Source organism: Mesorhizobium sp. M0771, from assembly GCF_040320155.1.
Classification (GTDB): Bacteria; Pseudomonadota; Alphaproteobacteria; order Rhizobiales; family Rhizobiaceae; genus Mesorhizobium.
This window is the reverse complement of record NZ_JAMYPC010000010.1, coordinates 114,095-128,316: the sequence shown is the minus strand read 5'-3', so window position 1 is coordinate 128,316 and position 14,222 is coordinate 114,095. Positions and strand designations below refer to the sequence as shown.

Genomic DNA, 14,222 nt, shown 5'->3' with positions numbered 1-14,222 from the left:
ATTTCGCTGATCACGCGCCCGGGGATGCGGCTTGGCTGACGTCGGCAAGGACATCGAACGCCCGCTCGGACAGACCGTCCGACCGCGTGCTGCGTCGCGCGGGATCAGCGCTGGCGCCGTCGCGGCGACGCTGGTCGTGCTGGCCGCGGTCGGCATCTCCGGCGCGATCGCGCTGCGCGAGAAGCCGTTCCGCAAACCGGAAGCAATCGCGGTCTCGACGCCAAAGGTGACGGCGGCGGCCGAGCCCGCGGCCGCAGCGCCCACTGCTCAAGCGACGGCGGCAGCGCCGAAGGCGGAAACGCCCAAGGCCAGCGGTCCGCAGATCATCCATGTGCAAACCCAGGAGGGTGACGGCCCGCCCAATGCAGCCATTGTCATCCACGACCCGTCGACGATCGGCCAGAACCTGAAGATCGCGCATGTCCCCGACAGGGCGCTGATCGAGGCCAGCGACACCGGCCCACTCCCGGTTCGCGCCGCTGACGGCCGGCGGCCGTTCGATGTCTATGCGCGGCCGTGGTCGGGTTCGCGCGGCGCTCGCGTGGCAATCGTCATCGGCGGGCTTGCCGTGTCGCAGACCGGCACGCAGGCGGCGATCGCCAAGCTGCCGGCCGAAGTGACGCTGGCTTTTGCGCCGCAAGGCAACAGCATTGGCCGGTGGATGCAGGCGGCACGGCAGAGCGGGCATGAGGTGGTCATGCAGGTGCCGCTCGAACCGTTCGACTATCCCAATGTCAATCCCGGCCGCAACACGCTGACAGTGGCGGCAAGCCAGGACGACAATCTGAAGAATCTGCGCTGGGCGCTGTCGCGGACCACCAACTATACCGGCGTCATGAACTATATGGGGGCGCGCTTTTCGGCCGACGCGACAGCGATGGGGCCGTTCATGGCCGAGCTTGGCAAGCGCGGCCTTGCCTATATCGATGACGGCTCGTCCGCACGGAGCTTGGCGTCCGATCTCGCCTTGAAGGACGGTGTGCCGTTCGTCGCCGGCGATACGGCAATCGACGCCGTGCAGGACCGCGGCGCCATCCTGAAAAAGCTCGACGCGCTGGAAGCGACCGCGCGTGCGAAAGGCTCCGCCGTCGGCATCGGCTCGGCTTTCGACCTCACCGTCGACACCGTGGCGTTCTGGGCGGTCGAAGCGAAAAAGCGCGGCATCGAGATCGTGCCGATCTCGGCGGTGGCCATCGACCCGGAAAAGGGCTGACCGGCGCTTGTGGCGATTTTCAACGATGCCGAGAAAAGAGCTCTCTCTGGGCCTGATTGATTGAACCATCATCCCAGTCGACCTCGCGCTTTGATTGCGGGATGTGTCTCCGCCGATATTCGTTGTTGTAGAACAGGGTGCCGTGGATTCCGAGCACATCGCGTTTCAGGATGGGACGACCCCAAAGCGGCGCCAGCACGCGACCTGCCTCGTCTTCACCAAGCCGCTCAAATAAATCTTCGGCCAGTTCCATGTCTCTTCCATCCGGGAAGATGGCGGCGTACTCCTCCTCTGTTGCCTCGAACACGCTGAAGGTTGCGTTCAAGGCGCCGTCGATGATTTGAATATTTTTCATGGAATTACTCTGCCATTCGACCGCAACGGCGGCAACGGGGCCGGGTGGCAGTGACTGGAACGAACCCACGTTTTCCGCTTCCGGGGCAAGCCTACTTTGAGTACGCTCCGCTCCGGTTCTCGAAATCATTCGCCACTGCCTCGCCGGAGCGAATCTCAGAACGGCTTTAAACTCCGATGGCTAAAAAGATCGATCCCGAGACGCTGCCATACCGCCCCTGTGTCGGGCTGATGATCCTCAATGGCGACGGGCTGGTCTGGGTCGGGCACCGCATCGCCGAACCGGACAGCGAATTTGCCGGGACCACGCAGCTCTGGCAGATGCCGCAAGGCGGCATCGACGAGGGCGAGGAGCCGCTGCAGGCGGCCGGGCGCGAGCTCTATGAAGAGACCGGCATGCGCTCGGTCACGCTGCTGGCCGAGGCGCCGCATTGGATCAACTACGACCTGCCGCCCGATCTGGTCGGCATCGCCCTCAAGGGCCGCTATCGCGGCCAGACGCAGAAATGGTTCGCCTACCGCTTTCACGGCGAGACCAGAGAGATCCAGATCAATCCGCCGCCGGGCGGCCACACCGCCGAATTCGATGAATGGGCATGGCGGCCGATGCAGGACCTGCCCGATCTGATAGTGCCGTTCAAACGCAAGGTCTATGAGGATGTGGTGGCGGCGTTCCGTCATCTTGCCTAGCTGGATGTGACGGTTCGCACGGCACCTGATTCGTGCTTTATTGATCGGGACACCCGCAGCCACGAGACCCATATGAACGACGCCGGGCAATGGCCTCTTAGCGCAGCGTCTGGGCTGCCCCTCACCCGCCTGCCGGCTTTCGTCACTCGAAAAGCCAAGCAGTTGGCTTTTCGTCCGCTTTACGCCGACCGCTCCTCAACTCCCCGTATAGGGCCGGGGAGAAATATCCGGCAGGACAATGAGGGGCAGCGCCGACTTCAGCGGGTCTGCGATGCATAAAGCCAAAGATACGATCAGCGAAGCGGCGGCCGGCGCCATTCTCACCATCGATCTCGGCGCTATCCGAGAGAATTACCGGCGGCTCAAGGCAAAGCTCGGCGGCGTGCGTTGCGCCGGCGTCGTCAAGGCCGACGGTTACGGGCTCGGCGCGCGGCAAGTGGCGGCGGCACTGGTTGCCGAAGGCTGCGACAGCTTCTTTGTCGCGCATCTCACCGAGGGTGTCGCGCTGCGCGACGCACTCGGACCGAAGCTGGAAATCCATGTGCTGAACGGGCTGCCGCCGGGCTCGGAACCCGAAGCGGTGGCTGCCGACCTTGTTCCCGTCATCAACAGTGGCGGACAATTGAAGGCGTGGAGCAAAGCCGGCCAGAAGGCCGGCCGCAAGCTCAAGGCCGCCATCCAGGTCGACAGCGGCATGTCGCGGCTGGGCATGGCGCCGGCAGAGGTCGAGGCGCTTACGGCCGATGCTTTCGCCGGCGTCGATGTCGTTCTCGTCATGAGCCATCTGGCCCGTGCGGACGAACCGACCAATGCGGCCAATGACGCGCAACTCAGGGAGTTCGAACGGCTGCGCAAAATGCTGCCCAAGGCGCCGGCGTCGCTGGACAATTCCTCCGGCATCTTTCTTGGGCCGCGCTATCAGTACGACCTCGCGCGTCCGGGCGCTGCGCTCTACGGCATCAATCCGACGCCTGATGAGGCGAACCCGATGCTGCCGGTGGTGCGGCTCGAGGCAAAGATCATCCAGACACGCGGCATCGATAAGGGCGCGGGCGTCGGCTACGGACATGCGTTTCTGGCCAGCGGTCCCTTGCGCGCGGCCACGATCTCGCTCGGCTATGCCGATGGCTGGCACCGGCGCGCGGCTTCGGCTGCCTGGCTCGACGGCGTGCGACTGCCCTTTGTCGGGCGGGTGTCGATGGATTCGATCATACTCGACATCTCGGCCCTGCCGGCCGGCCGGCTGCGCGAGGGCGACCTTGTCGAACTCCTAGGCCCCTCGCAGAGCGTCGATGACGCCGCCGGTCATGCCGGCACGATCGGTTATGAAATCCTGACCAGTCTCGGCCCCCGCTTCCACCGCCGCTATATCAACGAATAGAGCCGCGACACGCCGCCCCTTGGCGGACGCCGCAGAATCCGGCAGACAGGAGGCGGCGGCCCTCTGACGGAAGTCGTCGTGGAGAGTGATGCGATGAAGATCTTCGTGTTGGGCGGCGGCGTTATCGGGGTCACCACTGCCTATTATCTCGCTGAGGCCGGCCACGAGGTGACGGTGTTCGACCGCCAGAAAGGGCCGGCGCTGGAAACCAGCTTCGCCAATGCCGGCGAGATCTCGCCGGGCTATGCTTCGCCCTGGGCCGGCCCCGGCATTCCGCTGAAGGCAATCAAGTGGCTGTTGATGAAGCACGGCCCGCTGGTGGTGCGGCCGGCCTTCGATCCGTATATGTGGACATGGCTCATCAAGATGCTGCGCAATTGCACCGCGGATCGCTATGCCATCAACAAGGCGCGCATGGTGCCGCTCGCCGAATACAGCCGCGACACGCTGAAGGCGCTGCGCGAGGCGACCGGCATCGCTTATGATGAGCGGACCAAGGGCACGCTGCAGCTGTTTCGCACGCAAAAGCAGCTCGACGGCACCGGCGGCGATGTAGAGGTGCTGAAGAAATATGGCGTTCCCTACGAGTTGCTCGATCCCGAAGGCTGCATTGGCGCCGAACCTGCGCTGGCCGGCGTGCGGGAAAAGTTTGTCGGCGGGCTGAGATTGCCCGGCGACGAAACTGGCGACTGCAAGATGTTCACCGATCGGCTGGCCGAGCTCTGCGTGGCGCGCGGCGTCACGTTCGAGTACGGTACGCAGATCCGGCGCTTCTCCAAGAACCGCAATCGCATCGTCAGCGTCGGCACCGACCAGCGCTCCCGCGCGGCCGACGCTTATGTGCTGGCGCTGGGCAGCTATTCGGCGCGCTTCATGCGCCTGCTCAGGCGCCCGATCCCGGTCTATCCGGTCAAGGGCTATTCGATCACCGTTCCGATCAAGGACGCGGTCGCCGCCCCGGTGTCGACGGTAATGGACGAAACCTACAAGGTGGCGATCACCAGGCTCGGCGACCGCATCCGCGTCGGCGGCACGGCGGAGATTTCCGGCTTCGATCTCAGGCTGCATGAATCGCGCCGGCGCACCCTCGAACATTCGGTCGGCGATCTGTTCCCGGATGGCGGCGACCTCAAGGCGGCGTCCTTCTGGTGCGGGCTGCGGCCGATGACGCCGGACGGGCCGCCGCTGGTCGGCCGCACCGAGTTCTCCAACCTCTATCTCAACACCGGGCACGGCACGCTTGGCTGGACCATGGCCTGCGGCTCGGCCAAGGTGCTGTCCGACATCATCTCCAGCAAGGTGCCTGATATCGATGTGCGGGAGCTGGGGCCGGAGCGGTATTTGAGGTAGGGGTGCTTTTTAAAGCTGGCGGGCCAGCACCCCCTCTGTCCTACCGGACAGAGGGGGTGTAAAGGATCGCTACAGAACGGCATTCCTTCAGCGTCGCCAGCCCCTCAAAACGCCTCTTTCACCCAACCCTTCGAGAACAGCCATCGGTAGGCCCACGGTATCGTCACCTTGGTCGATACCGGGTTCGAATGGGCGACATAGTCGTCATAGACCGGCTGCATCCTGGCGTAGAAGGCAGGGTCGAGCACCGTCATGCCGTTCTCCAGATCGTGGAAGAAACTGCGGTTGTTGAGATTGACCGACGAGATCGTCACCAGCCTTTCGTCGATCATCATGATCTTGGAGTGCAGCACGACATCGGGCGCCTTGAATTCGCGGATGTTGATGCGGTCGCAATATTTCTCCACGAACAGCTTGTTGAGCGCGGTCAGCAGCTTGCCGCCAATATCGCCCTTGAGGTCGATGCGGCCGACAATGTCGATCCTGACGCCGCGCGCCAGCGCCCGCTCGATGGCCAGGCTGAGCTTCGGCGTCAGATTAAGGTAGGGATTGACGATCTCGATATGGTGCCGGGCAGTGTCGATCAGCTCGACGAAATAGGTCTCGAGCGCATGGTTGTCCTCGTAGGGCACGGAAATGAAATGGCGCACCGTGCCCGGCGGGCGCCGGCTGTCGGAGCGCACCGGAATGGAGAAGGGTCTTGCGATTTTGGTGTCGGCGTCGCGCAGCCACAATGTCGAGAGATGCGCGGCCAGCGTCTCGACCGTGGCCGGGTCGGCAAACTCGATGTCGAAATCGCTCCAGTTCGAATAGTAGTTGAGCGAGAGGCCGTCGGTCTTGCCGTATTGCTCGAGGTTCGGATAGCGCGACAGGTCGATCGGCTTGTGGAACAGGAAGCCGTCATGAATGTTGCGGCCGCCGATGATGACGCGCGAGCGGGCGGGATCCTCGGCAAGCGTCGCCAGCATCTTGACGTGATGGGTCTTGTGCAGCTGTGACAGTTGCTCGTCGACCGGCGCGCCGTGGTCGGCCCGCCAACGATATTCCTGCAACTCGACATTGGGATAATCGGCCGCCAGCCGGTGCAGCAGGGCATCGTCCTTGTCGCGCTCCAGCACGTCTGTGACCATGATGCGCACTTTGGTGCCGAGGGCTGCGTGATGGCGGATCAGCCGCTCGATGACGCGGCCGGAAAAATCGGCCTTGAACTCCAGCGACGACAGATAGACCAGCTTGAGTTTCGGCGCGCGCGAGAAATCGAGCGGCAGTTCGGGGTCGGCCTTGTCGAAGGCGCTGTCGGGTAAAGGCGCGCCGAGCAGCGCTTCGACCTTGGCGTTGAAGCCGTCGCGCGACTTGCGTAACAGGCGCGGTGACCCGAGCGGCAGCGAACAGCTCTGCGACAGCCAGCGGCCGGCATAGAAGACGCGGGCGAGTTCATCCAGGCCGGATGGACCGGGCACTGGACAACGCTCGTAGCGGCTGTCGAGCGCGGCTATCGCCGGATAGGCAACCTCTTCGCGCAGGATGGTGAGCGGGGCGCCTGCCGGCGCCAGACTGGAGCTGAGCTTGAGACTGCAGCGGTTCAAACCATCGCTGGGGAACAGGCTGGCGGTTTGCCCGGCCGACAGGCGGAGGCGGAAGGCGGCACCGCTCGCCACGCTGCGCGAGCCACCGCCGGCGCGAATCGCCAGCGCCCCGTCGCAGGCGCCCGATATCTCAACCGGCTGCTTTCCCGCCTGGCGCATCACGATCTCGACCGAGCGCGCCTGCAGGCCGGAAAAGCTGAACGTCTTTGGCGCGGAGGGCCGCGCGGCGGCGTTGACATAGAGCGTCTGCCGCGACACGCGCCAACGGCCGTTGAAATGGCCTTCGCCGGCTGTGCCGCTCACTGCCGGCATCTGTTCGGCGGTAACCGGCTTCGCCAGCCGTTCCAGCGTCCGGTAGGTGGCCTGGAAATCGCGGTTGGCGATGGCGTGGCGGTCATGTCCGAACGGACCGGTGCCGTTCGCCCTGTCGATGGCGCCGATCTGGTTGTGGGCGAGCAGCGCCAGAAACTGCCTTTCATAGTCGCGGGCGCCGGCATCGCCGAAAAACGCTGCTGCTGCAGTCTGCGGTCCCGGCGTGTCGGCCGATAGCGACGGCCGGCCGCAATCCTTCGCATCGGGAAAGAAATCGCAGCTGTGCCGGATCGGGGCGGCGCAACCGGCAAGGGCCGCCAGCCCCAGCCCGGCCAAGGCCAGGCAGATGGCGCGGTTCATCCGGTCGCACCGTTCATCGTCTTCAGTTCAGCCGGATCGCGCGGCGGCAGGAAGCCTTGCGGAAACACCTTGCAGACGGGAAGCGCGAAAGTGGCGATCAAAAGCTCGGCCTCGCCGCGCATCTTTTTCGGCGCTGTCTTGTCATCACGGATCGCCTTTGCCGAGGCGACGAGCGCGCCGTCGCAGTCGCAATGATTATGGCGCGCGATGTAGCAGGCGTCATGGATTTGGCAGGCGCTGTCGAGGCGATTGACAGGGCGAGCCGAGAGGTCGCCGGTGCGGGTGCCGGGACCGCAATAATTGCCGAAGACGAAAGGCGACGGGCGGGCCATTGCGATACGGACCGGCTTGGGCAGTTCGGCTTCCGGAACTTCGGTCCATGGATTGGCGCAGGCGGAAAGCGCGACAAGCGGCAAGATGGCGAGCACCGCTCGCATTTTGATCCGCACCAGCTTTGCAAAAAAGTGTCCCACCCGGCGCAGCCAATCCTTAATGATAGGCGACATCGCGCTTGTTGCCACACTGGCCGATTTTGTGGCGAAGGCAAGGCGGCGCGGCCATCAGACAAACAGCCCGCGCTCTCTCTCGACCGCCTTGGTGATGAAGTTGGCGACGATCTGCACGCGGCGCAGCGGCCGGACCGATTCATGATAGACCAGCCAGTAGGCGCGGCGGATCGGCGTCACGATGTTGACGGGGATCAGCTCCGGCATCGAGCGGGCGACAAAGGTGTGCAAGATGCCGATGCCGGCGCCCGACCGCACCGCTTCGGCCTGGCCCAGCGCTGAGGAGATGGCGAAGCTGGTGCGCCAGTCCGGGCTGAACTCCGCCGCATAGTCGAGCGACGGGCTGACGATCAGGTCTGGGACATAGCCGATCAGCGTATGCTGGCCGAGTTCGGCAGCGGTCTCGGGTAAGCCGTGCGCCTGCGCATAGTCCCGCGAGGCAAACAGGCCGAGGGTGTAGTCGACCAGCTTTCCCGCCACCAGCCTGCCTTCGCTCGGCCGCTCGACGGTGATGGCGATGTCGGCCTCGCGCCGCGACAGCGAGAAGGAACGCGGCACCGGCACCAGCTGGATGGTGAGTTCGCGGTGCAGCGCGGTCAGCGCGCCAAGACGCGTGGCGAGGAATGCAACGCCAAACCCGTCGGGCGCGCCGATGCGCACCGTGCCTGAGATATCGTCGCCTTCGCCCGACACGGCGGAGCGCGCGGCGATCATGTCGGCTTCCATGCGCTCGGCAATGTCGAGAAAGCGCTGGCCGGCCGGCGTCAGCTCGCTGCCGGTGGTAAGCCGGCGAAACAGTTTTGTCCGTAACGCATCCTCAAGCGCTGCGATGCGGCGCGAGACGGTGGCGTGATTGAGTTCCAGCCGCTTGGCGGCGCCAAGGATCTGCCCGGCGCGGGCCACGGCGAGGAAGATGCGGACGTCATCCCAGTTCATGGGGGTGGTCCGGGCTAGCGGCGAACGCGGCGTTCCCGCCCACCCCCCTCTGGCCTGCCGGCCATCTCCCCCGCAAGGAGGGAGATTGGCAGCTCCGCCACCTGCGTCTCTTTTGGTGCGTTGAAGATTTGCGAAGGCGGCGGCCACATCTGATCTCCCCCCTTGCGGGGGAGATGTCCGGCAGGACAGAGGGGGGTGTGACGGAGCGCAACCTTCGGGCCTTTCAGCAATCTGTAATTTGCGGCAATTAATGCACACTCGTCCTTCGTTGTCTATTTCTTGCACAACGGTTGCGTTTCCCCTCGCGTTGCCTTCGCGCCTGCAAAGGCGTTGAATGCTTCATCACAAACTCAGGGAGAGAAACCATGATCGAATACGGTCATTTCATCGGAGGCAAGCATGTCGCCGGGACCAGCGGGCGCAAGCAGGACGTCATGCAGCCCATGGACGGCTCGGTGCGCGGCACGGTGGCGCTGGCGTCGCCGGCGGAACTGCGTGCGGCTGTGCTGAACGCCAAGGAAGCACAGATCAAATGGGCTGCGACCAACCCGCAGCGGCGTGTGCGCGTGCTGATGAAGTTTCTTGAACTGGTTGCCCGCGACTATGACGAACTGGCCGATCTCCTAGCGCGCGAGCACGGCAAGACCATCGCCGACGCCAAGGGCGACATCCAGCGCGGCCTCGAAGTCGTCGAAGTCTGCATCGGTGCGCCGCACATGATGAAGGGCGAGTTCACCGACGGCGCCGGCCCCGGCATCGATGTCTATTCGATGCGCCAGCCGCTTGGCGTCGTTGCCGGCATCACCCCGTTCAATTTCCCGGCCATGATCCCGCTGTGGAAGATTGCCCCGGCGCTGGCCTGCGGCAACGCCTTTATCCTGAAGCCTTCCGAGCGTGACCCTGGCGTGCCGATGCGCATCGCCGAACTGTTCCTCGAGGCTGGCCTGCCGGCTGGCGTCCTCAACGTCGTCAATGGCGACAAGGACGTCGTCGACGCCATCCTCGACGATCCTGATATCAAGGCTATCGGCTTTGTCGGCTCGACGCCGATCGCGCATTACATCTATTCGCGCGGCACGGCGGCGGGAAAACGCGTGCAGTGCTTCGGCGGCGCCAAGAACCACATGGTCATCATGCCCGATGCCGACATGGACCAGACGGTCGATGCGCTGATCGGCGCCGGCTACGGCTCGGCCGGCGAGCGCTGCATGGCGATCTCGGTTGCCGTTCCCGTCGGCAACGACACCGCCAACCGGCTGATGGAAAAGCTGATCCCGCGTGTCGAAAGCCTCAAGGTCGGCCCGTCGACGGATTCGTCCGCCGATTTCGGCCCGCTGGTGACGGCGCAGGCATTGGAACGCGTCAAGGGTTATGTCGACACCGGCGTCAAGGAAGGCGCCAAGCTGGTCGTCGATGGCCGCGGCTTCTCCATGCAGGGCTACGAGGATGGCTACTATATGGGCGGCTGCCTGTTCGACAATGTGACGGCCGACATGCGCATCTACAAGGAAGAGATCTTTGGTCCGGTGCTGTCGGTGGTGCGTGCGCCGACCTATGAGAGCGCCATCAAGCTCGCCAACGATCATGAGATGGGCAATGGCGTGGCCATCTTCACCCGTGACGGTGATGCTGCTCGTGATTTTGCTTCGCGCGTCCAGGTCGGCATGGTCGGCATCAACGTGCCGATCCCGGTTCCGATCGCTTACTACACGTTCGGCGGCTGGAAGGCGTCGTCCTTCGGCGACCTCAACCAGCACGGCCCGGACGCGTTCCGCTTCTACACCAAGACCAAGACGGTGACCTCGCGCTGGCCCTCAGGCATCAAGGACGGTGCCGAGTTCGTCATCCCGACGATGAACTGACCGGACGATTTCGAAGATCGGCAAGAAGGCCTGGGTTCAACGTCCCGGGCCTTTCTTTGTACGAAACCGACATTGGCCATCACGTTTAAGCGATGGAACCAAGAGCCTGTCATCTGCCTTAAATTGCATTCCTGCCGTGGTGCAGGCCATCAAAATAGCGCCGGTAGCAGCCGGGGTTCTCGTCTGGCGCAAGGAGGTGTCAGATGACACGACGTCTTGTGGCGGCGATGTTCTTTGCGGTGTTCGCGATGTCCGGCATCGCCGAGGCCAAAGCCGATCAATGCGCGGCGCGGACCGACCTGGTCAAGGCGCTCGGCGAGAAGTTCCACGAAAGCCAAGCCGCACGTGGCCTGGTGAACCCGAATGTGGTGCTGGAGATATTCGTCTCCGACCAGGGCACTTGGACCATCCTGGCCACCGACACACACGGCCAAAGCTGCATCATCACGGCTGGCGAAGGCTGGGACGGGGCGGCTATGGCAGCAGTCTTGCCGGGCACCTGATAAAAGACCGGTCGGAAGTCTGGAGCAAAGACGGAGTTCAGCGTGTGGCGGCCACTTCGGCATGGCCGCGCAGCAGTGCCATAAGGCGTTTGGCGTCCTTGGCGGCAGCCTCTTCGTCACCAGCCAGGATCGAGCGGATTAGCGCGACGTGGTGCTCAGCCGATTCGGCCAGTCCTGTGTCGGCCTTGTAGCGGAACCAGAAGCGGCGGCTGTGGGTCTGCAGGGGCGCGGCCAGACGGGCCGCAAACGGGTTGTCGGCGGCCATCGCCAAGGCCTCGTCGAGCGCCTTGTCGGCCTGGATGAAGGCCAGCACATTGCCCGAGATGACGGCCTTCTGCATGGCAAGGGCTGCCTCATGAAACAGGTCGGCGGCCTCGCGGGTGACGAAGCGGGCGGCCGAGCGCGCCAGCACCACCTCGACGCCGCGCCTGGCATCCAGCACGCGCAGCCAGTCGCCGGGATGAAGCGGGGCAATGGCGATGCCGGCGCGTGGCCTGACATCGAGCAGTCCTTCCCAGGCGAGGCGCTGGATCGCTTCGCGCACCGGCGTGCGTCCTAGCGCCAGCTTCTCGATGAGGGCGCCTTCGGTGACAAAGCTCGCCGGCGCCAGTTCCAACGTCACGATCATATGCTCGAGTACATGGTAGGCCTTGGCGGCGGCCGGCTCGGGGTATGCTGTCTCACTGGATATCAAAGGTGGGCTCCTGATATATCTCACATATATCATAACGAATTCCGCGTTGACAGCCGGTTTTCAAATAGATATACGGCTGATATATCAGATGGAGAGACGATCATGTGGACCGGAGTTTTCCCCGCCGTCACGACCAAGTTTACTGATGACGACCGCCTCGATCATGCCGAGATGGAGCGCTGCTTTGCGTTGCAGATGGATGCCGGTTGCGACGGCATCATCGTCTGTGGCTCGCTCGGCGAAGGCCCGATGCTGTCGCATGACGAAAAAATCGAGGTGCTGAAGACTGCCCAGAAAGTTGCCGGCAGCAAGCCGGTTCTGCTGACCGTCAACGAGGCAGGCACCCGCGAGGCGGCGAACATCGCAAAGCGCGCGAGCCGGGAAGGCGCCAACGGGCTGATGGTGGTACCGAGCCCGATCTATCACACCAACCCGGAAGAGACGGTCGCCGCCTTGCGCGCCGTCGCTCAGGCCGGCGACCTGCCGGTGATGATCTACTCCAACCGGCTGGCCTACCGTGTCGATGTCACTGTCGACCAGATGGAGGATCTGGCTGCGGACAAGCGCTTCGTCGCCATCAAGGAGTCCTCCGACGACATCCGCCGCTCGACAGAGATCATCAACCGCTTCGGCGACCGCTACGATTTGTTCACCGGCGTCGACAATCTCGCCTTCGAGGCGCTGTCGGTGGGCGCCATCGGCTGGGTGGCGGGTCTGGTCGTCGCCTTCCCGCGCGAGACCGTCGCCATCTACCAGCTGATGAAGCAGGGCCGCCGCGAGGAGGCGCTTTCGATCTACCGCTGGTTCCGGCCGCTGCTCGATCTCGATGTCTCGACCTATCTGGTCCAAAACATCAAGCTTGCCGAAGTGCTCGCGATCGACACAAATGACCGCGTGCGCATGCCGCGCCAGCCGCTGTCGGGCGAGCGCCGCAAAGCGGTCGAGAAGATCGTCAAGGACGCGCTGGCGGTACGGCCGAAGCTGCCGCAGTTCTGAAGGCTTTCTTCTCCCCGTGCACGTGCACGGGGAGAAGATGGCGGCAGCCAGATGAGGGGCAGCGCCGACGTGCAAGGAAATTCCAGGGACACAGAGGAGGGCCGCCGCCCCTCATCCGCCCTTCGGGCCCCGCAGCCCTTCGCTGGCGCTCCGGGCGTTCGTCGTTCGGAAAGCCAAGCAGTCGGCTTTTCCACCGCTTCGCGGACCACTCCTCACCCCCGTGAACGGGGAGAAGGGGTAGATATCGCCATTGTCGGTGGCGGCATTGTCGGCATCTGCGCGGCGGCCATGCTGGCCGAGGCCGGGCGCAGCGTCACGGTCTTCGACCGCACCGGCATCTGCGAGGAGACGAGCTCCGGCAATGCCGCCGCCTTCGCCTTCTCCGACGTGCTGCCGCTGGCGCATAAGGGCATGATGCGGCACTTGCCGAAATGGCTTGCCGATCCGCTCGGGCCACTCAGCATCCCGCCAGCCTATCTGCCGAAACTGTTGCCTTGGCTGTTCCGCTTCTGGCGCGCCGGCGCACCGGCAAAATATGAGGCGAGCCTTGCTGCTCAGGCAGACATGATGAAGCTCGCCGAGGCCGAATGGATGGGACTGCTCGACCGTTCCGGCACGCGGCCGATGCTGCGCGAGGACGGTTCGCTGGAACTTTATGAAAGCGAGGCCGAGTTTCAGGCCGGGCTGCCGGGCTGGGCGGCGCGCCAGCGCTTCGGCATCGACTTTCGCCATGTCGAAGGCGACGAACTGGCGCGGCTGCAGCCGGGACTGTCGCCGCGCTTCATCAAGGGCACCTTCGTGCCGGGCTGGAAGACCGTCGCCGATCCGAAACTGCTCGGCAAGGCGGTGTGGGCCTATGCCGAAGGGTTGGGCGCGCGTTTCGAAAAGGCGCGCATAGAGCGCGTCGCCGCCAAACCTGATGGCGCGACGCTGACGCTGACCGACGGCACGACCAGGCAGGCAAGACATCTTGTCGTGGCCGCCGGGGCATGGTCGCATCTGCTGGCGAAGGCGCTTGGCGACACCATCCCGCTCGAAACCGAGCGCGGCTACAACACCACACTGCCGAAGACCGCTTTCGACGTGCAGCGAATGCTGATCTTTTCCGGCCATGGCTTCGTCATCACGCCACTCGACACGGGCTTGCGCGTCGGCGGCGCCGTCGAGTTGGGCGGTCTCGACCGGCCGCCGAATTTTGCGCGCTCGAAGGCCATGCTGGAAAAAGCCAGACAGTTCCTTCCGGGGTTGGACGCGTCAGGCGGCCGCGAGTGGATGGGCTATCGCCCGTCGCTGCCGGATTCGCTGCCGGTGATCGGCACGGCGCGAACCGCGCCCAACATTGTCTACGCCTTCGGCCATGGCCATCTCGGCCTGACCCAGGCGGCGGCCACCGGCCGCTTGATCCGCGATCTTGTTCTCGGGCAGACTTCGCCGATCGATCTTGCCCCCTTCAGCCCGCAACGGTTTTGAGTCCGAGGA

13 protein-coding genes are annotated in these 14,222 nt (G+C 64.4%); 8 read left to right on the top strand and 5 right to left on the bottom strand.

Annotated features, from left to right (window positions below; all coding sequences use genetic code 11):
* The first annotated feature begins 31 nt into the window (after positions 1 to 31).
* Positions 32 to 1,213: a divergent polysaccharide deacetylase family protein gene (locus NKI05_RS17275; protein ID WP_023815252.1), complete on the top strand. Its 1,182-nt coding sequence runs from the start codon at positions 32 to 34 to the stop codon at positions 1,211 to 1,213.
* 19 nt (positions 1,214 to 1,232) lie between these two features.
* Here the strand turns inward: NKI05_RS17275 and NKI05_RS17270 are convergent, their stop codons facing one another.
* Positions 1,233 to 1,697 (bottom strand): DUF8220 family protein, encoded by a 465-nt coding sequence (locus NKI05_RS17270; RefSeq protein ID WP_245261401.1) that lies wholly within the window; start codon positions 1,695 to 1,697, stop codon positions 1,233 to 1,235.
* Between the two features lie 47 nt (positions 1,698 to 1,744).
* Here NKI05_RS17270 and NKI05_RS17265 point away from each other — a divergent pair, with 47 nt between their 5' ends.
* The 3 genes from NKI05_RS17265 (at position 1,745) to NKI05_RS17255 (ending at position 4,988) form a co-directional block, all read left to right on the top strand.
* Positions 1,745 to 2,257, top strand: coding sequence for an RNA pyrophosphohydrolase (locus NKI05_RS17265; RefSeq protein WP_023693158.1), 513 nt, complete (start codon positions 1,745 to 1,747; stop codon positions 2,255 to 2,257).
* A gap of 271 nt (positions 2,258 to 2,528) precedes the next feature.
* Positions 2,529 to 3,638 (top strand): alanine racemase, encoded by a 1,110-nt coding sequence (gene alr, locus NKI05_RS17260; RefSeq protein WP_031197166.1) that lies wholly within the window; start codon positions 2,529 to 2,531, stop codon positions 3,636 to 3,638.
* A gap of 93 nt (positions 3,639 to 3,731) precedes the next feature.
* Entirely contained in the window at positions 3,732 to 4,988 is a 1,257-nt protein-coding gene (locus NKI05_RS17255; RefSeq protein ID WP_023668705.1) for a D-amino acid dehydrogenase, read from the top strand.
* A gap of 104 nt (positions 4,989 to 5,092) precedes the next feature.
* On the opposite strand, the gene NKI05_RS17250 is transcribed toward NKI05_RS17255, so the two are convergent.
* From NKI05_RS17250 to NKI05_RS17240, 3 genes are all read right to left on the bottom strand, one after another.
* Positions 5,093 to 7,246: a phospholipase D-like domain-containing protein gene (locus NKI05_RS17250; protein WP_352792730.1), complete on the bottom strand. Its 2,154-nt coding sequence runs from the start codon at positions 7,244 to 7,246 to the stop codon at positions 5,093 to 5,095.
* On the bottom strand, positions 7,243 to 7,683 hold the full coding sequence (locus NKI05_RS17245; protein ID WP_023684130.1) for a phospholipase A2 family protein: 441 nt from the start codon (positions 7,681 to 7,683) through the stop codon (positions 7,243 to 7,245). Before NKI05_RS17245 ends, NKI05_RS17250 begins: the two co-directional genes overlap by 4 nt.
* Positions 7,684 to 7,806: 123 nt before the next feature.
* On the bottom strand, positions 7,807 to 8,688 hold the full coding sequence (locus NKI05_RS17240) for a LysR family transcriptional regulator (protein WP_023668708.1): 882 nt from the start codon (positions 8,686 to 8,688) through the stop codon (positions 7,807 to 7,809).
* Between the two features lie 365 nt (positions 8,689 to 9,053).
* Here NKI05_RS17240 and NKI05_RS17235 point away from each other — a divergent pair, with 365 nt between their 5' ends.
* Together NKI05_RS17235 and NKI05_RS17230 are read left to right on the top strand one after the other, a co-directional pair.
* Positions 9,054 to 10,550 carry a CoA-acylating methylmalonate-semialdehyde dehydrogenase gene (locus tag NKI05_RS17235; protein ID WP_023688916.1) on the top strand — a complete coding sequence of 499 codons (1,497 nt, stop codon included), beginning with the start codon at positions 9,054 to 9,056 and terminating at the stop codon, positions 10,548 to 10,550.
* A 203-nt stretch (positions 10,551 to 10,753) separates the two neighbouring features.
* Positions 10,754 to 11,053 carry a hypothetical protein gene (locus NKI05_RS17230; RefSeq protein ID WP_023815250.1) on the top strand — a complete coding sequence of 100 codons (300 nt, stop codon included), beginning with the start codon at positions 10,754 to 10,756 and terminating at the stop codon, positions 11,051 to 11,053.
* A gap of 37 nt (positions 11,054 to 11,090) precedes the next feature.
* Here NKI05_RS17230 and NKI05_RS17225 read toward each other — a convergent pair whose 3' ends face one another.
* Positions 11,091 to 11,780, bottom strand: a complete 690-nt coding sequence (locus NKI05_RS17225; RefSeq protein ID WP_050588433.1) for a GntR family transcriptional regulator — start codon at positions 11,778 to 11,780, stop codon at positions 11,091 to 11,093.
* Positions 11,781 to 11,849: 69 nt separating this feature from the next.
* On the opposite strand from NKI05_RS17225, the gene NKI05_RS17220 reads away from it, so the two are divergent.
* Positions 11,850 to 12,743 (top strand): dihydrodipicolinate synthase family protein, encoded by an 894-nt coding sequence (locus NKI05_RS17220; protein WP_023815249.1) that lies wholly within the window; start codon positions 11,850 to 11,852, stop codon positions 12,741 to 12,743.
* A 51-nt stretch (positions 12,744 to 12,794) separates the two neighbouring features.
* Positions 12,795 to 14,213, top strand: a complete 1,419-nt coding sequence (locus NKI05_RS17215; RefSeq protein WP_280940085.1) for an NAD(P)/FAD-dependent oxidoreductase — start codon at positions 12,795 to 12,797, stop codon at positions 14,211 to 14,213.
* The last annotated feature ends 9 nt before the right edge of the window (positions 14,214 to 14,222 follow it).

Bases quoted from the DNA above. Each gene is read 5' to 3' on its own strand.
- NKI05_RS17270 (WP_245261401.1), bottom strand. From the start codon at position 1,697: ATGATTTCGAGAACCGGAGCGGAGCGTACTCAAAGTAGGCTTGCCCCG.
- NKI05_RS17265 (WP_023693158.1), top strand. From the start codon at position 1,745: ATGGCTAAAAAGATCGATCCCGAGACGCTGCCATACCGCCCCTGTGTC.
- alr (WP_031197166.1), top strand. From the start codon at position 2,529: ATGCATAAAGCCAAAGATACGATCAGCGAAGCGGCGGCCGGCGCCATT.
- NKI05_RS17255 (WP_023668705.1), top strand. From the start codon at position 3,732: ATGAAGATCTTCGTGTTGGGCGGCGGCGTTATCGGGGTCACCACTGCC.
- NKI05_RS17250 (WP_352792730.1), bottom strand. From the start codon at position 7,246: ATGAACCGCGCCATCTGCCTGGCCTTGGCCGGGCTGGGGCTGGCGGCC.
- NKI05_RS17245 (WP_023684130.1), bottom strand. From the start codon at position 7,683: ATGCGAGCGGTGCTCGCCATCTTGCCGCTTGTCGCGCTTTCCGCCTGC.
- NKI05_RS17240 (WP_023668708.1), bottom strand. From the start codon at position 8,688: ATGAACTGGGATGACGTCCGCATCTTCCTCGCCGTGGCCCGCGCCGGG.
- NKI05_RS17235 (WP_023688916.1), top strand. From the start codon at position 9,054: ATGATCGAATACGGTCATTTCATCGGAGGCAAGCATGTCGCCGGGACC.
- NKI05_RS17230 (WP_023815250.1), top strand. From the start codon at position 10,754: ATGACACGACGTCTTGTGGCGGCGATGTTCTTTGCGGTGTTCGCGATG.
- NKI05_RS17225 (WP_050588433.1), bottom strand. From the start codon at position 11,780: ATGATATATGTGAGATATATCAGGAGCCCACCTTTGATATCCAGTGAG.
- NKI05_RS17220 (WP_023815249.1), top strand. From the start codon at position 11,850: ATGTGGACCGGAGTTTTCCCCGCCGTCACGACCAAGTTTACTGATGAC.
- NKI05_RS17215 (WP_280940085.1), top strand. From the start codon at position 12,795: ATGAGGGGCAGCGCCGACGTGCAAGGAAATTCCAGGGACACAGAGGAG.